The sequence below is a fragment of the Streptomyces sp. cmx-18-6 genome, from assembly GCF_046548915.1.
In the GTDB taxonomy this organism is placed as follows: domain Bacteria; phylum Actinomycetota; class Actinomycetes; order Streptomycetales; family Streptomycetaceae; genus Streptomyces.
Map to the genome: position 1 here is coordinate 325,858 of NZ_JAEBEP010000001.1, position 18,241 is coordinate 344,098.

At 73.7% G+C, this 18,241-nt stretch carries 15 protein-coding genes; 5 read left to right on the forward strand and 10 right to left on the reverse strand.

The window, feature by feature from the left end:
* Positions 1 to 14: 14 nt before the first annotated feature.
* From ACLJPL_RS01450 to ACLJPL_RS01460, 3 genes are read right to left on the reverse strand one after another with little or no spacing between them, the layout of a single operon-like run.
* Positions 15 to 1,322 (reverse strand): bifunctional RNase H/acid phosphatase, encoded by a 1,308-nt coding sequence (locus ACLJPL_RS01450; RefSeq protein WP_411078788.1) that lies wholly within the window; start codon positions 1,320 to 1,322, stop codon positions 15 to 17.
* Complete coding sequence (locus ACLJPL_RS01455; RefSeq protein ID WP_411079435.1) at positions 1,322 to 2,065, reverse strand: zinc ribbon domain-containing protein; 744 nt, start codon at positions 2,063 to 2,065, stop codon at positions 1,322 to 1,324. Before ACLJPL_RS01455 ends, ACLJPL_RS01450 begins: the two co-directional genes overlap by 1 nt.
* Complete coding sequence (locus ACLJPL_RS01460) at positions 2,062 to 2,898, reverse strand: Nif3-like dinuclear metal center hexameric protein (RefSeq protein WP_411078789.1); 837 nt, start codon at positions 2,896 to 2,898, stop codon at positions 2,062 to 2,064. The genes ACLJPL_RS01455 and ACLJPL_RS01460 overlap by 4 nt, the downstream gene beginning before the upstream one ends.
* Positions 2,899 to 3,086: 188 nt before the next feature.
* Here ACLJPL_RS01460 and ACLJPL_RS01465 point away from each other — a divergent pair, with 188 nt between their 5' ends.
* A complete protein-coding gene (locus tag ACLJPL_RS01465) occupies positions 3,087 to 4,490 on the forward strand; it encodes a hypothetical protein (protein WP_411078790.1) in 1,404 nt (467 codons plus the stop codon).
* A gap of 236 nt (positions 4,491 to 4,726) precedes the next feature.
* Positions 4,727 to 4,900 carry a hypothetical protein gene (locus ACLJPL_RS01470; RefSeq protein ID WP_411078791.1) on the forward strand — a complete coding sequence of 58 codons (174 nt, stop codon included), beginning with the start codon at positions 4,727 to 4,729 and terminating at the stop codon, positions 4,898 to 4,900.
* A 129-nt stretch (positions 4,901 to 5,029) separates the two neighbouring features.
* Here the strand turns inward: ACLJPL_RS01470 and ACLJPL_RS01475 are convergent, their stop codons facing one another.
* From ACLJPL_RS01475 to ACLJPL_RS01505, 7 genes are all read right to left on the reverse strand, one after another.
* A complete protein-coding gene (locus tag ACLJPL_RS01475) occupies positions 5,030 to 5,977 on the reverse strand; it encodes a 3-oxoacyl-ACP reductase (protein WP_411078792.1) in 948 nt (315 codons plus the stop codon).
* A gap of 34 nt (positions 5,978 to 6,011) precedes the next feature.
* Positions 6,012 to 7,088, reverse strand: coding sequence for a Zn-dependent alcohol dehydrogenase (locus ACLJPL_RS01480; protein ID WP_411078793.1), 1,077 nt, complete (start codon positions 7,086 to 7,088; stop codon positions 6,012 to 6,014).
* A 68-nt stretch (positions 7,089 to 7,156) separates the two neighbouring features.
* Complete coding sequence (locus ACLJPL_RS01485; RefSeq protein ID WP_411078794.1) at positions 7,157 to 8,014, reverse strand: MaoC/PaaZ C-terminal domain-containing protein; 858 nt, start codon at positions 8,012 to 8,014, stop codon at positions 7,157 to 7,159.
* A gap of 182 nt (positions 8,015 to 8,196) precedes the next feature.
* On the reverse strand, positions 8,197 to 9,735 hold the full coding sequence (locus ACLJPL_RS01490) for an MFS transporter (protein ID WP_411078795.1): 1,539 nt from the start codon (positions 9,733 to 9,735) through the stop codon (positions 8,197 to 8,199).
* 258 nt (positions 9,736 to 9,993) lie between these two features.
* The gene (locus ACLJPL_RS01495; RefSeq protein WP_411078796.1) at positions 9,994 to 11,184 is read right to left on the reverse strand and encodes a lipid-transfer protein; all 1,191 of its coding nucleotides are present in this window, start codon (positions 11,182 to 11,184) and stop codon (positions 9,994 to 9,996) included.
* Positions 11,185 to 11,216: 32 nt separating this feature from the next.
* Complete coding sequence (locus tag ACLJPL_RS01500) at positions 11,217 to 13,481, reverse strand: acyl-CoA dehydrogenase (protein WP_411078797.1); 2,265 nt, start codon at positions 13,479 to 13,481, stop codon at positions 11,217 to 11,219.
* A 133-nt stretch (positions 13,482 to 13,614) separates the two neighbouring features.
* Complete coding sequence (locus ACLJPL_RS01505; RefSeq protein WP_411079436.1) at positions 13,615 to 14,247, reverse strand: hypothetical protein; 633 nt, start codon at positions 14,245 to 14,247, stop codon at positions 13,615 to 13,617.
* A gap of 440 nt (positions 14,248 to 14,687) precedes the next feature.
* Here ACLJPL_RS01505 and ACLJPL_RS01510 point away from each other — a divergent pair, with 440 nt between their 5' ends.
* The 3 genes from ACLJPL_RS01510 (at position 14,688) to ACLJPL_RS01520 (ending at position 18,075) form a co-directional block, all read left to right on the forward strand.
* On the forward strand, positions 14,688 to 16,256 hold the full coding sequence (locus ACLJPL_RS01510; RefSeq protein WP_411078798.1) for an MFS transporter: 1,569 nt from the start codon (positions 14,688 to 14,690) through the stop codon (positions 16,254 to 16,256).
* Positions 16,240 to 16,932, forward strand: coding sequence for a class I SAM-dependent methyltransferase (locus ACLJPL_RS01515; RefSeq protein ID WP_411078799.1), 693 nt, complete (start codon positions 16,240 to 16,242; stop codon positions 16,930 to 16,932). The genes ACLJPL_RS01510 and ACLJPL_RS01515 overlap by 17 nt, the downstream gene beginning before the upstream one ends.
* Before the next feature lie 237 nt (positions 16,933 to 17,169).
* The gene (locus tag ACLJPL_RS01520; RefSeq protein WP_411078800.1) at positions 17,170 to 18,075 is read left to right on the forward strand and encodes an N-acetylmuramoyl-L-alanine amidase; all 906 of its coding nucleotides are present in this window, start codon (positions 17,170 to 17,172) and stop codon (positions 18,073 to 18,075) included.
* The last annotated feature ends 166 nt before the right edge of the window (positions 18,076 to 18,241 follow it).

Below are 18,241 nucleotides of genomic sequence, written 5' to 3' on the forward strand. Positions count from 1 at the left end.
GGTCCTCGTTCCCGCTAGCGCAGGTGCGAGGTGTCGTTGAGCAGGCGTACGGAGGCGTTGCCGTCCCCGTAGTACGCGACGGTCGAGATCGAGGCCGCCGACAGCTCCATCCGGAACATCGACTGCGCCGGGGCCCCGAGCGCCAGCCGGACCAGGGTCTTGATCGGGGTCACGTGCGTGACGACCAGGACCGTGCGGCCCGCGTAACGGGTGATCAGGCGGTCCCGGGCGGCCGCGACCCGGTCGGCGACCTCCGCGAAGCTCTCGCCGCCGCCGGTCGGCGCGGTGTCCGGGGAAGCCAGCCAGGCCGTCAGGTCGTCCCCGTAACGCTCCCGGACCTCACCGAAGGTCAGGCCCTCCCACGCGCCGAAGTCCGTCTCGCGCAGGCCGTCCTCGACGCGGACGTCCAGGCCGAGGCGGTCCGCGACGGCTGCGGCGGTCTCGCGGCAGCGGCGCAACGGGGAGCTGACGATCTCCTGGACGGTGCCGAGGGCGGCGAAGTGGGCGGCGGCCCGGGTGGCCTGGTCGCGGCCGATGGCGGAGAGTTCGGGGTCGGTGCCGCCGCTGCCGGAGAACCGTTTCTCGGGGGTGAGCAGCGTCTCGCCGTGCCGGAGCAGGACGAAGGTCGCGGGTGCGCCGAGGTCGGAGGCCGCGGCCCAGCCCACCTGGGGGGAGGCGACGGCGGTGGCGTCCGTGGGCTCGGGCTCCTCCGAGGCGTCGACCTCGAACAGCGTCCCGGAGTCCGCCGCTCCGCCCCGCGCCGCCGCCAGCGCCGCACGGGCCTTCGCCGCTCCCGCCGCCGCGTCGCCGGGCGGGCCCTGGGCGGGGGGCAGCGGGGTGCGGGCCGGCGCGTCCAGTCCGGCCGTGGAGGCGGACGCCTCCCACTGCCGGCCGTCGCGGCCCGCGTCCATCGCCTCGTTGGCGAGCCGGTCCGCGTGCTTGTTCTGCGCGCGCGGGATCCACTCGTACGTCACCGAGGACGGCGGCAGGATCGCGGCGGCGCGGGCCGCCAGCGGCTTCATGTCGGGGTGCTTGATCTTCCAGCGGCCCGACATCTGCTCGACGACCAGCTTGGAGTCCATCCGGACGTGGACCTCCAGGTCGGTCCCCGCGTCCGGGAACAGCGCCTTCGCGGCCGACAGACCGGCGATCAGGCCCCGGTACTCGGCGACGTTGTTGGTCGCGACGCCGATGGACTCGGCGGCCTCGGCCAAGGTCTCGCCGGTGGCCGCGTCGATGACGACCGCGCCGTAACCGGCGGGCCCCGGGTTGCCCCGGGAGCCGCCGTCGGCCTCCACCACCAGCCGGCGGGCAGCGCTCATTACAGGCCCGACTCCGAGGTGCGGACCAGGATCCGGTGGCAGTTCTCGCAGCGCAGCACCGTGTCGGGGGACGCGGCCTTCACGTCGTTGACCTCGGTGATGTTCAGCTCCAGGCGGCAGCCCTCGCAGCGGCGCTGGAAGAGCCGGGCCGCGCCGACCCCGCCCTGCTGGGCGCGGAGCTTGTCGTACAGCTTCAGCAGGTCGGCGGGGATGACCTCGGCGACGACCTGGCGGTCCTTGGCCACCGTCGCGGCCTCGGCGTCCAGCTCGGCGGTGGCGGCGTCGCGGCGGGCGGTGGCGTCGTCGACCTTGGCCTGGACGGCGGAGACCCGCTCGGTCAGCTCGGTGACGCGCTCCTGGGCGGCCTCACGGCGCTCCATGATCTCCAGGACGACGTCCTCCAGGTCGCCCTGCCGCTTGGCGAGCGAGGTGAGTTCGCGCTGGAGGCTTTCCAGGTCCTTGGGCGAGGAGACCGCGCCGGAGTCCAGGCGCTGCTGGTCGCGCACGGCGCGCTGGCGCACCTGGTCGACGTCCTGCTCGGCCTTGGTCTGCTCGCGGGTGGTGTCGCTCTCCTCGGTGGTGGAGGCGACCAGCAGGTCGCGCAGCTGGGCGAGGTCGCTGCTGAGCTGCTCGATCTCGGCGTGCTCCGGCAGCGAGTTGCCCTTGTGGGAGAGCTGGGCGAGGCGTACGTCGAGGGCCTGGACGTCGAGGAGTCGGATCTGGTCGGCGGGCGCGGCGTTCAGTTGGGGGCTCCAGAGGAATGGTGGGTGGTCCAGGGGTCGGTGACCTGCTTCGAGACATGGACCCGCAGGTCCCATCCGTGGCGGTCGGAAAGCGCGTCGAGCTGCGCGGCCGCCTGCTCGCACCAGGGCTGCTCGGTGGCCCAGTGCGCGGCGTCGACCAGGCCGAGCGGCGAGTGCCGCACGGCCTCGGACGCCGGGTGGTGGCGCAGGTCGGCGGTGAGGAAGGCGTCGACGCCGGCGGCGCGCACGGCGTCGAAGAGGCTGTCGCCGGAGCCGCCGCTGACGGCGACGGTGCGCACGAGCACGTCCGGGTCGCCGGCCAGCCGGATGCCCTGCGCGGTGGCGGGGAGCCGGGCGGCGGCCCGGGCGGCGAAGGCGGCCAGGGTCTCGGGGTGGTCCAGCTCGCAGATCCGGCCGAGCCCGCGCCGGCCCTCGGGGTCGGTGGGGTCCGGTACGAGGGGTCCGGTGACGCGCAGGTCCAGAGCGCCGGCCAGCGCGTCGGAGACCCCGGGGTCGGCGGTGTCGGCGTTGGTGTGCGCGACGTGGAGCGCGATGTCGTGCTTGATGAGGGTGTGGACGACCTTGCCCTTGAAGGTGTCGGCGGCGACCGTCGTCGTCCCGCGCAGATAGAGCGGGTGGTGGGTGACGATCAGCCGGGCGCCGAGCTTCAGGGCCTCGTCGACGATCTCGTGGACCGGGTCGACGGCGAACAGCACCCGGTCGACCTCGGCGTCCGGATCGCCGCAGACGGTCCCGACCGCGTCCCATCCCTCGGCCCGCTCGGGGGGCCAGAGGGCGTCGAGGGCGGCGATGACTTCAGACAGACGGGGCACGGGGGAAAGGCTACCTGTCCGGCGTGGTCCGCCGCCCCGGGCCGCCCTCGCTCGTCCCCTCCAGCACACTCGCCCCCTCCCGCTCAGGAGAATCCGGGCATCACCACCCTTATGTGTGAAGAGGCGTGGCTGATGTTGTTCGGCTGGAAGTGCGAAAACTAGTTTTCGTAGCCGGAGGTGACGAGTCCATGACTGCCTGTGCCATCGAGGGCGGAACCGCCGGGGCCGCCACGACGGCGGAACCCCCGGAACCGGAAGAGTCCGGCGAGCCGGAAGGGCCTGTCGGCGCGGTTCCGGCCGAGCGGGAGGAGTTCGCCGGGGCGGCCCCTGCCGCGTCGGATGAGCCCGCCGGAGCGCTTCCGGCCGCGCGCGTGGAGTTCGCCGGGGCAAAGGGGCGTCCCGGGGCGGTTCCGGCCGCGTCGGACGAGCCCGCCGGGGCGGCCGCCACACCCTGGGGCCGCGCCCCTCGCGATCCCGCGGCCTTCACGCTCACCGCGGACGGTGCGTACGGCACCCGGCTGACGGCGGCCCCCGGCCCCCCGGGCGAGCAGCGGGCCTGGTACCCGGAGCGCTGGACACTGGACGGGCCCGAGCCCTACGCCGTACCGCTGCCGCTCAACCAGCCCGAGGAGCCGGACGCTCAGGTGGCCCCGCTCGCGGACGGACGGGTGCTGATCCGGCGGCGGGTCGCGGACCGCCAGATGTTCTCGCTGCTCTACCCGACCGGGCCCGGCACCGGCGAACTGGCGCTCGGCGCGGTCGAGTGCCCGGAGATGACGCTGCTGCCGCCCTCCCCGGACGGCGGCAGCGTGTACGCCCTGTCGGCGGGCGAGCACTCGTCCCTGGTGTGGCTGGTGGCCGGTGGCGCGTTCGGGCCCGAGTTGGTCGCGGAGATCCCCGGGCACTGCTCCGGCGGGGTCTGGCTGGACGGGGCGGGCCGGATACTGGCCCTGGACCGGCGGCTCGTGGGCGGCGGGCCGGTGAAGGCGGTCGCCGTGGACCTGGAGCGCAACGGCGAGGTGACGCCGCTCCTCCAGATCACGCCGGAGAGCAACGACCGGCTGGTGCTGGCCGACGCGGACAGCGGGCTGCTGCTGCTCCGCTCCGACGCGCCGGGCCACGACCGGCTCGGCTGGGGCGTCCTCGGTAGTTGTCTGCCGGTGCGCTTCCCGGAGTGCCTGCGTCCGGCGGACGCGGCGGTGACGCCGTTCGCGGTGCAGCCCGGCCAGATGCTGATGCCCGAGAGCTGTGCGGTGGCGCTGCGGATCGACGGCGCCGCGGGCACCTGGGTCGGCGTCTGGCGTCCGCAGGGACGGCGACTGCACCAGTTCGCGGCCCCGGAGGGCTGGTCGGCGGGGGCCGGGTACTGGACCCGGGACGGGGTGCTGCGCCTGCCGTACGCGAACGCCGCGACGCCCTGCGCCGTGGCCCTGCTCGACGCACCGGCGGACGAGGAACCACAGCCCGCGACGGACCGGGCCGACGGCGATGCGAGCGGAAGGGAACCGTCCGCCGCCATCACCCCTCCGACTGTGTGCAGGCCCGTTCCGCTGGGGCAGGCGCCTCTGCGTCGACCGGCCCCACCCGACTAGGGTCTTTCGTTCGGATCAGGGCGGCTCAGGTCGGATCAGGTCGGATCAGGGCGGCTCAGCGTGCCGGGGCCGGCGGGCCCGGCATGATCCACACGAGAGGCCCTAAACTGGGGATCTTGGATCACGCGGCCGTACCGGGCGGGCGCCCACGGTGGCCGCGTCGGGCAGCGGCGGCGTGACCTGCGCATATGTACGTGAGACACAGGTAAGCGATCACAACGGGGTGACTTTCCCACATGTCTGAAACCCGAACCGACACGACCACGACCGGTACGCCGGGGGGCGACGCGGAAGGGGCCGGGACCGGCGGTTCCGGAAAGCACCGAGGGGGTGCGTCGATGGAGAACACATCGGTGCAGCCGCACGGCCGCCACCGCAGGCCCGCCGAGGAGGAGTCCAGGGCGGCCTGAGCCGCAGATCAGCGCCAGGGCGTGTCCGGCGGATCTTGACCGGGTCCGCGACGCCTGGCACGCCCTGGGCGAGTGGGCCCGGTACGGCGAACAGCCGTACCGGGCCCATCTGTTCGTTCCCCCCGTCCGCTACTCCCGCTTCAGGCCCAGCACTTCGGCGGCGGCGAAGGTCTCGTTCGGCGGCCGGTCCGCGTAGTACGGGGTGATCAGATCGTCCAGCTCGGCGAAGGTGAACGTCTCCTTCGCCGCGTCGAACTTGGCGGCCACCTTGGGCCGTTCGACGATCGCGACCATGCCCCCGTGCACGACGAGCAGTTGCCCGTTGACCCCGGCGGCGGCCGGTGAGGCGAGATAGCCGACGAGCGGGGAGACGTGCTCGGGGGCCAGCGCGTCGAGTGCGCCGTCCGCCGGCTCCTGGAACCCCGCGAACACGTCCTCGGTCATCCGGGTCCGGGCGCGCGGGCAGATGGCGTTGGCGGTGACGCCGTACTTGGCCAGCGCCAGGGCCGTGGACGTGGTGAGCCCGACGATGCCGCCCTTGGCCGCCGCGTAGTTGGGCTGCCCCGCCGAGCCCGCGAGGTACGCCTCCGAGGAGGTGTTGACGATCCGCCCGAACACCGGTCCGCCGCTCTCCTTGGAGCGGGCGCGCCAGTGGGCCGCGGCGAAGTGGGTGGTGTTGAAGTGGCCCTTGAGGTGGACGCGGATCACCGCGTCCCACTCGTCCTCGGTCATCGAGAAGATCATGCGGTCCCGCAGGATGCCCGCGTTGTTGACCAGGATGTCGAGCTTGCCGTGGGCAAGGACGGCCGACTCGACGAGCTCGCGGGCCTGTTCATGGTCCGAGACGTCACCGAGGTGGGCGATCGCCCGGCCGCCCGCGGCCCGGATCTCGGCGGCGACCTCCTCGGCGGGCGCGGCCGACGCCTCGCCCGAGCCGTCGCGGCCCGGCTGCCCGTAGTCGTTGACGACGACGGCCGCACCGAGCCGGGCCAGTTCGAGCGCTTCGGCGCGGCCGAGGCCGCGGCCCGCGCCGGTGACGATCGCGGACAGCCCGGCCAGCGGGAGGGGAAGTGACATGGCATTCCTCAACGTCGTTGTTCGGGGGCCGGGTTCAGAGCTCGATGCAGGTACGCAGCGACTCGCCGGTCCGCATCTGGTCCAGGGCGTCGTTGACCTCCTCCAGCCGCACCCGGTGGGTGATCATCGACTCCAGGTCGATCCGGCCGGCCCGCCAGAGCGCGATGGCCCGCTCGTAGGAGCGGAGCACGTCCCCGCCGCCGTACATCGAGGGCAGGATGCGCTTCTCGTCGAAGAACAGCTCGAACATATTGACCTGGAAGTGGTCGTCCATCGCCCCCGCGCCGACGACGCAGAGGGTGCCGCCGCGCCGGGTGTTGTCGTAGGCGGTGCGGGCGGTGGCGGACTTGCCGACGACCTCGAAGACGTAGTCGAAGCCCTCGCCGCCGGTGATCCGCTGCTTGGCGTCGGCCAGCTCGTCCGGGGCGACGGCCTCGGTGGCGCCGAAGCGGAGGGCGGCCTCGCGGCGGGAGGCGACCGGGTCGACGGCGACGATCTGGGCGGCCCCCTGGACGCGCGCGCCCTGGATGGTGGAGATGCCGACGCCGCCGCAGCCGATCACCGCGACCGACGAACCGGCCTCCACCTTCGCCGTGTTGATGGCCGCGCCGAGGCCGGTGGTGACCCCGCAGCCGATCAGGGCGGCGATGGCGAACGGTACGTCGTCGGGGATCGGCACCGCGCAGCCCGCGCCGACGACGACCTCCTCGGTGAAGGTGCCGGTGCCCGCGAAGCCGAAGACGTCGCCGCCGGGGCGCTTGAAGTTGGGGGTGCCGGCGTTCATGAAACCCGCCAGGCACAGCTGGGTCTGGCCGCGCCTGCACGACGGACAGGCCCCGCAGGCGGGCAGCCAGCAGACGAGGACCCGGTCGCCCGCGCTCAGGCCGCTCACCCCGTCACCGACGTCGAGGACCTCGCCCGCGCCCTCGTGGCCGGGGATGAACGGGGCGGGCTGGGGGAGGACGCCGTTCATCGCGGAGACGTCGGAGTGGCAGAGTCCGGTGGCCCGGATGCGCAGCTTCACCTTCCCCGGGCCGAACCCCACCGCCTCGACGTCGTCGAGGACTTCCAGCTTCTCCTGGCCTATCTCGTGCAGTACGGCTGCGCGCATGGGTGGGGCTCCCCTCACATCGGCGTCTACGTCAGGTCTCGGGTGTGTTCAGGAGTGCTCAGGTGTGTTCAGGAGTGTTCGACGAGCGTGTCGGCGAGGACCGGTGCGTCATCGCGTTCGGCGGCGGTGACCGTCACCTGGACGCGGTCGTCGCCGGCCTCCCACATCCGGATACGCAGGGTCTCGCCGGGGAAGACCACTCCGGCGAAACGGGTGCGGCAGGCGGCGACGCGGGAGACGTCGCCGTCCAGCAGGGTGTCGGTGACGGCTTTCAGGGTCATGCCGTACGTGCACAGCCCGTGCAGGATCGGCCGGTCGAAGCCGGCCTGCTTGGCGAAGGCGGGGTCCGCGTGGAGCGGGTTCCAGTCCCCCGACAGGCGGTACAGCAGCGCCTGGTCCTCGCGGATCGGGCGCTCCACCGTGCGGTCGGGGGCGCGGTCGGGCGGGCCGAGGCGGTCGGACGGTCCGCGTTCGCCGCCGAAGCCGCCTTCCCCGCGTACGAAGATCTGGGCGTCGTTGGTCCAGAGCGGACCGTCGTCGTCGCTCGCCTCGGTACGCAGGACGATGACGGCGGCCTTGCCCTTGTCGTACACCGCCGCGACCTTCGAGGTCTGCACGGCGCGGCCGGTCACCGGGATCGGCCGGTGCACGCGCACGGACTGCCCGCCGTGCAGGACGGCGGCGAGGTCCACGTCGATGCCGGGTGCGCCCATCCCGCCGAAGGCCGCCGTTCCCGCGCCGGCCACGGTGGCGAAGCTCGGCAGCACCTGGAGCCGGGACTCCAGGGTGTAGCGCAGCTCGTCGGGGCCGGTGGCGGGGACGCCCGCGCCGAGACCCAGGTGGTAGAGCTGAACGTCCTTGTGGTTCCAGGCTATTTCGGCTCGGCGGGGTTCGGCGGCGAGGGCCGCTCGGGCATCAATGGGCATGGCGAAGCCGCTCCTTGACGGTGGGAAGACCTCGGTGCGGCTGTCCGCACCACCGGCCGCACCGAGGCCGTGCGGGGATCGGCCGGACACGCCGTTCTAGAACGTGTTCTCACCGATGGCCCATGTATAACGCAGCCCCCGGAAGTTGGGAAGACTGCTGACGCCATGTCAGATGCGTGCGGTCAGACGCGCTGCTGCGACTGCGCTTGAGCGGTCGCCTCCGCCGTCGCTTCCGCCTTCGTCGCCGGCTCCTGCTGAGTCCGGCCGCCCGCCACCGGCCGGGATGTCCGGTGATTGGGCAGCCACACCAGCATCACCAGCGCCCCGGCCAGCAGCACCCCGCACGCCGTGAGGAAGGCCGTCGCATATCCGGCGGTCACCGCGGCGGCGTCGGTGGAGCCCGCCGTACGGGCGGCGGCGACGGTGGAGAGCACCGCGAGGCCGAGCGCGCCGCCCATGGTGCGGGAGGTGTTGACCAGGCCGGAGACGAGACCGGCGTCCCCGGGGGCCGCGCCGGAGGTGGCGAGGGTGGCCAGCGGGGTGGAGGCGAGCCCGGCACCGGCCATCATCAGGATGCCGGGCAGGCAGATCGCGGTGAGGTACGAGCCGTCGACGCCCATTGTGGACTGCCAGCCGAAGCCCGCGGCGGTGATCAGCACCCCGGCGACGGCGAGGCTCTTGGCTCCCGTACGCACCATCAGCCGGGGCGCGACCTTGGAGCCGATGATGACGGCGGCCGAGGTCGGCATCAGCGCGAGACCGGCCTGCAACGGCGTGTAGCCCAGCACGTTCTGCGCGTACACGGTCATGAAGTACCACATGGAGAAGGTCGCCGACCCCATGAGGAACATCGACACGTTGGCCGACGACACCGCCCGTACGCCGAACACCCGCAGCGGGACCAGCGGGACCGCCGTCCGCGCCTCGACCAGGACGAACGCCCCCAGCAGCGCCATCCCGGAGAGCAGCGGCACGAGGGTGACGGGGGCCGCCCAGCCCGCGGCCTCGGTCTGGACGATGCCGTACGCGACGGAGGCGAGGCCCGCGGTGACCAGGAGCGCGCCCAGCAGGTCGATGCGGCGGCGGTCGCCGGCCCGGCCCTCGGTGATCCACAGGGCGGCGGCGACCAGGACGAGCGCGCCGATGGGTACGTTGATGAGGAGGACCCAGCGCCAGGAGAGGGCGTCGGTGAGCACCCCGCCGATGAGCCCGCCGGCCGCGCCGCCGCCCGCGCCGACCGCCATCCAGGTCGCTATCGCCTTCGTCCGCGCGGGACCCTCGGGCACGGCCGCGGTGAGGATGGTCAGGGTGGCGGGGGCCAGGACGGCGGCCCCGAGCCCTTGTCCGGCGCGGGCCGCGAGAAGCTGCCAGCCCTCCTGGGCGAGGCCGCCCGCGAGGGAGGCGGCGGTGAAGACGCCGAGCCCGACGAGGAACATCCGCTTGCGCCCGTAGATGTCGGCGGCCCGCCCGCCCAGCAGCATGAACCCGGCGAACGCGATCGAGTAGGCGTTGACGACCCACTGGAGCGCGGCGGCGCTCAGCCCCAGGTCGGACCGCATGGAGGGCAGCGCCACGTTGACGACGGAGACGTCGAGGACGACGAGGAACTGCCCGGTGCAGGCGGCGAGCACGACGGCCCACGCGCCGGTGGGTATGCGGGAGCGGGAGGTGCGGGCGGAACGGGGGGACGCGGGTGCGGGGACATCTGCCATGCCGGTCATGGTCGCAGGTACTGGATGCCCCGTACATCGGGTATCGGTCGGAGATCCCGGGCCGGGGTCCTACGTCCGAAGTCCGGGGTCCGGGGGCCGAAGTCCGGGGTCCGGGGTCCAGGATCCGGGGCCCGGGGCCCAGGGCCCGGGTCCAGGATCCGGGGCCCGGGCCCCGTCCCGCCTCCTCGGTCCCGCCCCCAGCCTCCTCCCCCTCGGTCCCGCCCCCAGGCCCCTCCCCCTCGGTCCCTGCCTCCCGGTCCCGCCCCCTCACCGCCGCAGCAGCGTCACCACCGCCGCCCCGCCCAGCCCGATGTTGTGGGCGAGGCCGGTGCGGGCGTCCGGCGTCTGGCGCGGGCCCGCCTCGCCGCGCAGTTGCCAGGTCAGCTCGACGGCCTGGGCGATCCCGGTCGCGCCCAGCGGGTGCCCCTTGGAGATCAGCCCGCCGGACGGGTTCACCACCCACCGCCCGCCGTACGTCGTCGCCCCCGACTCCACGAGCTTCCCGGACTCCCCCTCGCCGCACAGGCCGAGCGCCTCGTAGGTGAGGAGCTCGTTGATGGAGAAGCAGTCGTGCAGCTCGATCACGTCGAGGTCGTCGGGCCCGAGGCCGGAGGCCGCGTAGACCTGCTGGGCGGCGGCCCGCGACATCGGCGCGCCCACGGCGTCGATACAGGTGCCGGAGGCGAAGGATGCCTCGGTGTCGGTGGTCATGGCTTGGGCGGCGATCTCCACGGCCCGCTCCCCCAGCCCGTGCCGCTCGACGAACCGCTCGGAGACGACGACGGCCGCCGCCGCCCCGTCCGAGGTGGGCGAGCACTGGAGCTTGGTGAGGGGGCGGTGGACGGTACGGGCGGCGAGGATCTCCTCCACCGTGTACGGGTCCTGGAACTGGGCGTACGGGTTGTTCACCGAGTGCCGGTGGTTCTTGGCCCCGACCGCCGCGAGCTGCGCGGGCGTGGTCCCGTACCGCTCCATGTGCTCGCGGGCCGCGTTGCCGAAGATCTGCGCGGTGGGCGGGGACATCTCGAAACCGTGGGCGGCCGCCATGATCCCGTAGTGCCGGGCGACGGGCGAGGCCGCGAAGTCGCCGCCGCCGTCCGTGCCGCCCCCGAGCGACCCGCGCGCCATCTTCTCGAAGCCGAGGGCGAGGACGCAGTCGCTGCCGCCGCCCTGGACGAACTGCCGGGCCAGCATCAGGGCGGTGGAGCCGGTGGCGCAGTTGTTGTTGACGTTGTAGACGGGGACGCCGGTGAGCCCCAGCTCGTAGACGGCCCGCTGTCCGGCGGTGGACGCCTGGAAGCAGTAGCCGATGGGGACCTGCTCGACCTGGTCGTAACGCACCCCCGCGTCCTCGAGCGCGGCGGTGCCCGCCTCGCGGACCATGTCCCAGTACTGCCAGTCGCGGGTCTCGGGCTTCTCGAACTTCGTCATGCCGACGCCGACGATGTAAGCCTTCATCTTCCGACTCCTCGCGTTTCGTTGTCATGTGCTCAGTCCCGGGGCAGGCCGAGGATCCGTTCGGCGACGACGTTGAGCTGGATCTGGGTGGTGCCGCCCGCGATGGTCAGACAGCGGGACATCAGGAAGCCGTGCAGGGCCCGCCCGCCGGCCGCCGGCTCGTCGACCGCGCCTGCCGGGCCGAGGAGTTCGAGGGTGAGTTCGGCGACCTTCTGCTGGTGGTCGGTCTGGACGAGCTTGCGCACCGAGGCCCCGGCTCCCGGTTCGAGACCGGAGACCTGTTGGAGCGTGGTGCGCAGCCCGATGCAGGCGAGCGCGTGGGCCTCCGCGGCGAGCGCGCCGATCCGCGCCCTGGTCATGCCGTCGAGCCCGGCCGAGCGGGCGATCAGGGCTTCGAGGCCGCTGTCGAAGGTCATCCGGTCGGCCATGTGGACGCGTTCGTTGCCCAGAGTGTTGCGGGCGACCCGCCAGCCGCCGCCGACCTCCCCGACGACGGCGTCGGCGGGAAGGAGGACGTCGTCGAAGTACACCTCGTTGAACAGGGATTCGCCGGTGATCTCCTTCAGCGGGCGGATGTCGATGCCCCGCGCCCTCTTCATGTCGACCAGGAAGTAGGTGAGCCCCCGGTGCTTGGGCGCGTCCGGGTCGGTGCGGGCCAGCAGGATGCCGTGGTCGGCGGTGCGGGCGGCGCTCGTCCAGACCTTCTGCCCGGTGATCCGCCAGCCCTCCTCGGTCCGTACGGCACGGGTGCGCAGGGCGGCCAGGTCGGATCCGGCGTCGGGTTCGGAGAAGAGCTGGCACCACTGGAGGTCGCCGCGCAGGGTGGGCGGGAGGTAGCGCTGCCGCTGCTCGTCGGTCCCGTACGCGATGAGGGACGGCACCACCCAGGTGGCGATGGAAAGGTCGCTGAGCGCGATGCCCTGTTCCCTCAACTCCTGCTGGATCGCGAGCTGTTGTACGGGGCTTGCGCCCAGCCCGTACGGGGCGGGCAGGTGCGGCGCCGCGTAGCCGCCGGCGGCGAGGGCGCGCCGGGCCTCGCGGGGCGAAAGGCCCCGGGCGGCGGCGAGGTGGGGGCGGGCCTCGGCGCGGTGGCGGGCTGCCTCGGCGGGGAGTTCCAGGGCGAGTTCGCGGCGGGCCCCGCCCTCGGCGAGGCGGACGGCGCGGAGCCGGTGGACGCCGGCGGCCCCGAGGAGCTGGCGGGCGAGGACGGCCCGGCGCAACCGGAGGTGGGCGTCGTGCTCCCAGGTGAAGCCGATGCCGCCGAGCACCTGGATGGCGTCCTTGGCGCAGGTGTACGCGGCCTCCGGCGCGGTGGCGGCGGCCAGAGCGGCGGTGAACCCGCGCACTTCGCGCCCCCGGCCCGCCGCCCCGGCCTCCTCGTCGGCGGCGCGGGCCGCGTCCCAGGTCAGGGCGCGGGCCTGTTCGAGGCGGACGAGCATGTCGGCGCAGAGGTGCTTGACCGCCTGGAACGCGCCGATGGGCCGCCCGAACTGTTCGCGTACGGAGGCGTGTTCGGCGGCCGTGTCCAGGCTCCGGGCGGCGGTCCCGCAGGCGTCGGCGGCGAACAGCACGGCGGCCAGGTCGCCGACGAGCGCCGGGTCGAGGGGCAGGGCCCGGTGCGCCGGTACGTGGACGGCCCCGGCCCGCACCTCGGCGGTCGGCCGGGTCGGGTCGACGCTGCGGTGCGGGCGCACGGCGAGCCCCTGGGCCCCGGCGTCCACGAGGAACCAGCGGATCCCGGCGGACGTGGCGGCGGGCAGGAGCAGCAGATCGGCCGCCCCGGCGGAGAGGACGGGCGGCGCGGCGCCGTCGAGTCGGTGGCCGCCCTCGGCGGGGGTGGCGGTGAGGGTGCCGGGCCCGAGGGCGACGGCGGCGGTACGGTCCCCGGCGGCGATGCCCCGCAGGAGGTCGCCGCTCCCGGGGATGGGCGACGCCCGCCGCAGCACCGCGCCCACCAGCGCGGTGGCGAGGTAGGGACCGGGCAGCGAGGCGTACGCGGCCTCCTCCAGGACCACGGCGAGATCCAGGAGACCGCCGCCCCCGCCCCCGTACTCCTCGGGCAGATGGATCCCGGTCAGCCCCTGCCCGGCGAGCGCCTTCCAGTGCGCGGGGCGCACCCCGGAGGCGGCGGCCGGTTCGTCCGCGTCGAGGAGCTCCCGCGCCTCACCGGCCGGAACGGCCCGCGCCAGCCACCCCCGTACGGAGTGCGCCAGCGCGCGGTGCTCCTCGGTGATCCCGATGCCGGCACTCCGGTCGCCGACGCCCTTGCCCGTGCCGATGTCCATGCCGATGCCCATGCGGATCCTCGTGGGTCGCAGCCGTTGGAACGGCGCAAGAGTAGAACACGTTTCAATCTGACGGAAGGTCAGACGACGTGTCTCATAGGGCCATTGACCGAATCGACTACCGAAACCCGGGCCGCCCGCCCCCCTACGCCTCCGGCCGTACGGCCGGTGCGGGAAGGCGGAGCACGCGGGCGAGAGCCGCTGTGACGGCAGCACAGTGGCCGGGCAGGTGCCGGGAGGCCCAGTCGGCCGCCGACGCCAGGAAGCCACCGAGGTCGCGCTCGACGCCGGCGAGCAGGTCGCGCAGCTCGGACACGGACAGTTCGATCACCGGACTGTCGCTCCGTTCGGCGTTGACAGTGAGCCGGACGGTGTGGCCGAAGCGCTCCGCCATCGGTGACACGGGGTCGTGGCCGAAGCCGAGCCGGCCGCCGGCGTCGATGAACCGGTGCCAGTCGCGCCAGTCCTCCAGTCCGTCGCAGCAGCCGGGCAGGAAGGTGACGCCTGTGGAGGTGTCGGTGACGCGCAGGCCACCGGCGGCGAAGAGGTCGTCGAAGGTCAGCAGTCCATGGAGGAACGAGCCCAGCGGGTCGGCCGGACGGGGCGGGCGGTCGCCCTCGGGGTCGATGTCGTTGCAGCCGGCGATCCGCGCCACCGCCGTCCCGACCTCAGTGGGGGAGAGCTCTCCGCCGAGGGGCAGGAAGCCGGCCGACTCGACCTCGACGACGGGCCAGAGGGCGAAATCGCCGGGCGTGCACATCTCCAGGACGGGCTGCATCACGATCACCCGGTGCAGTGTTCCGCATCCCCGCCCCTGACTCCCGCCCGTATCCCCCATACCCGCCCAGGAGCTGAGCGCCTTCCAGGCGTCCCGCCATCGTCCCGAGCGAGGCGGCGGCCACGGTGTCGGCGAACCGGCTCGCCCACGCCCGGAACGACACCTCGCCCGCCCGGCGGATCTCGGCCACGCCCTCGGCCTGCCGGGCCGACGCCGGCGCTCCGGCGTCGAGCGCGGGGCGCACGAGCACGCGGCGCACGAGCGCGGGCGGTGCTCGCCGGTGAAGACCAGCACCCGCGCCCCGGTGGCCCGCACCCGGCGGGCGTTGTCCGCGATGTCACTGCCGTCGTTCGGCGGAAATACCGCACGCCCGCGAAGCGTTCACCATGCACGCACTTGGGGGGAGCCCGGGTGATCGACGCTGCCCGGAGGCCCCACGTATGCGACGGACGAAAAGGACACGGACGAACGGGCTTCGGCCCGCCGGGGAACTCCCGAAACAGCCGAGGCGGCGGACGCGGACCGGCCACCTCGTCCCCGTCCTCGCCTTCGCCGGCATCACCGTCGCGGTCATGCAGACCCTGCTGGTCCCCGTCATCAAGGATCTGCCGGTCCTGCTGAGCACCGATCCGGCCAACGCGACCTGGGTGATGACCGCGACCCTGCTGGCGGGGGCCGTGTCGACCCCGATCATGGGCCGGCTCGGAGACCTCCACGGCAAGCGCCGGATGCTGCTCGCCTCGCTCGCCGTCATGGTGGTCGGCTCGCTGATCTGCGCGTCCACCGACGAGCTGGTCGTGATGATCGCCGGCCGCGCGCTCCAGGGCTTCGCCATGGGCGCCATCCCGCTCGGCATCGGCATCATGCGCGACGAGCTGCCGCGCGAGCGGCTCGGCTCGGCGATGGGCCTGATGAGCTCCTCGATCGGGGTGGGCGGCGGGCTCGCGCTGCCGGTCGCGGCCCTGGTCGCCCAGCACGCCGACTGGCACGCGCTGTTCCTCGGCTCGGCCGGCCTCGGCGTGCTCGCCATGACGCTGACGTACGCGTTCGTCCCCGAGCCCCCGCTGCGCGCCCCCGGCTCCTTCGACCACGCCGGGGCCCTCGGGCTCTCGCTCGGTCTGGTCTGCCTCCTCCTGCCCGTCACCAAGGGCGGCGACTGGGGCTGGACCTCGGCTCCCACGCTCGGCCTGCTCGCCGCGTCCCTCCTGACCCTGCTCCTGTGGGGCGTGTACGAGCTGCGCATCCCGGCCCCCCTGGTCGATCTGCGCACCTCCGCCCGCCGCGAGGTGCTGCTCACCAACCTCGCCTCGATCATGCTCGGGGTCGCCTTCTACGCGGTCTCCCTGGTCCTGCCGCAACTGCTCCAGCTGCCCGCGTCCACCGGTTACGGCCTCGGGCAGTCCATGGTGGTCGCCGGGCTGTGCGTGGCCCCGCTGGGCCTGGCGATGATGCTCGTCTCCCCTCTCTACGCCAAGATCTCCGCCCGCCGCGGCCCCAAGGCCACGCTGATGCTCGGCATGACGGTCATCGCGATCGGTTACGGGGCCGGGCTCGGGCTGATGAGCGCCGCCTGGCAGACCGTGGTGATCGCGGTGGTGCTGGGGGCGGGGATCGGCCTCGCGTACTCCTCGCTGCCCGCGCTGATCATCGGGGCCGTCGACCCGTCGGAGACCGGCGCGGCCAACGGCCTCAACACCCTCATGCGCTCCATCGGCACGTCGGTGTCGAGCGCCGTCATCGGCATGGTGCTGGCCGGCACCTCGGTGCGGACGGGTTCGGTGGACGTGCCGTCCATGGAGGGCTTCCGGATCTCGTTCCTGATCGCCACGGGCGCGGTGCTGATCGGCCTGGTGCTGGCGGCGTTCCTGCCCGCGCAGCGGACGGCGGCGCACCCGGTGCTCCTGGCGAGCAGCACGGACGGCGGGCCGGGGCCCGCCGCCGTCGCCGTGGGGGCGGCCCCCGCCGGGAGCGCGGGCCGGACCGTACGGCACGATGGAGCGCCGTCGTAAGCAGATCCGCCCCGCCTGGAGGAACCCCGTGACCGCCGCCGCTCCCTCCCCGGACGTGCTCGCCGCGTTCGAGGCCGCCAAGGGCTTCATGCCGGTCCACGAAGGGCTCGCCCTGTACGCGGCCGCCGCCGAGGCCGGGGCGCTCGGGCTGCCGCTGCTGGAGGTGGGCACGTACTGCGGGCGCTCCACGATCCTGCTGGCCGACGCGGCGCGAGCGGCCGGGGTGGCCGCGCTCACCGTGGACCACCACCGGGGCAGCGAGGAGCAGCAGCCCGGGTGGGAGTACCACGACCCGGGCGTGGTGGACCCGGAGGTCGGGCTGATGGACACCCTGCCGACGTTCCGCCGCACCCTGCACCGGGCGGGCCTGGAGGAGCACGTGGTGGCGCTCGTCGGCCGCTCCCCGCAGGTCGCGGCGGTGTGGGGCGGGCCGCTGGGCCTGGTCTTCATCGACGGCGGGCACACCGACGAGCACGCGAGCGGCGACTACGAGGGCTGGGCCCCGCATGTCGCCGGGGGCGGGCTGCTGGTGATCCACGACGTGTTCCCGGACCCGGCGGACGGCGGGCAGGCCCCGTACCGGGTGTATCTGCGGGCGCTGGAGTCGGGGGCGTTCACCGAGGTGTCCGCGACGGACTCGCTGCGGGTCCTGCGGCGTACGGGTCCGGGGATCTGAGCCGCGCGGGCGGCGTGACGGCGTCCCGTACGGGTCCGGGGATCTGAGCCGCACCGGCAGCGTGACGACGTCCCGTACGGCCCAGGGCTCTCACCCGCGCGGGCGGCGTGACGACGTCCCGTACGGCCCAGGGCTCTCACCCGCGCGGGCGGCGTGACGACGTCCCGTACGGCCCGGGGATCTGACCCGCGCCGGCAGCGTACCGGCGTCCCGGACCCGCCCGGATAGCATCGCCGCGTGCCGTACGACGACAGCGTTCCCCCCAACCGCCGCGCCCGGCCCCTCCTGGTGGCCGCCGCGCTGGCCGCGCTCTGCCTGACCGTCGCCGGATGCGGCGGCGGCCCGGACACGACGGACGGAGCCGGCGCGGCCTCGCCCCGGCCGCGCGGAGACACCGCCTCCGCGACGCCCCCCGCTCCGGGCGCCGACCCCAGCGAGGCCCCCTCCCCCACCGGGCCGCTGCCCCGGGGCCCGCTGACCGGCCGGACTGTGGTGATCGACCCGGGTCACAACCCCCGTAACCGCGAGCACACCGAGGAGATCAACCGCCAGGTCGACATCGGCACCGGGCGCAAGGAGTGCGATACGACCGGTACGTCCACGGAAGCCGGTTATGCGGAGGCTGCTTTCACCCTCGATGTCTCGTATCGGCTGCGGAAGTTGCTGGAGGCGCAGGGAGCCCGGGTCCTGCTGACGCACGATGACGACCGGCCGTTCGGGCCCTGCATCGACGAGCGGGCCCGGATCGGCAACGAGGCGAAGGCCGACGCGGTGGTCTCCGTACACGCGGACGGGTCGGCGGTGGGCAACCGGGGCTTCCATGTGATCCTGCCCGCCCCGGTGAAGGGCGGCGGGGCGGACACCTCGAAGATCGTGAAGAGTTCGGCCGATCTCGGGGCGCGGATCGCGGGAAACTTCGTCCGCGCCACCCAAAGCGCACCCGCCGATTACATCGGCGGCGGCACCGGGCTGGACACCCGTGACGATCTCGGCGGACTGAATCTGTCGACCGTGCCCAAAGTCTTCGTGGAATGCGGCAATATGCGTGATCCGAAGGACGCGGCCCTGCTCACCAGCGCGAGTTGGCGGCAGAAAGCGGCCCACGGCATGGCGGACGGCATCGCCGGCTTCCTGAAGGGGTAGACCTGCGGGGATATTGGGGGGATAACCGTGCAAGTCCCGGGCCGGGGCGCAACCCGCCCGGTCAGACGATAGATTCATCCGTACGATGGGGAGCCACCCCCGAGCTTCGTGCCGTACCCCGCCGCACCGGCGGTAGCGACGACCGCACCGACGAGACGACCGACTA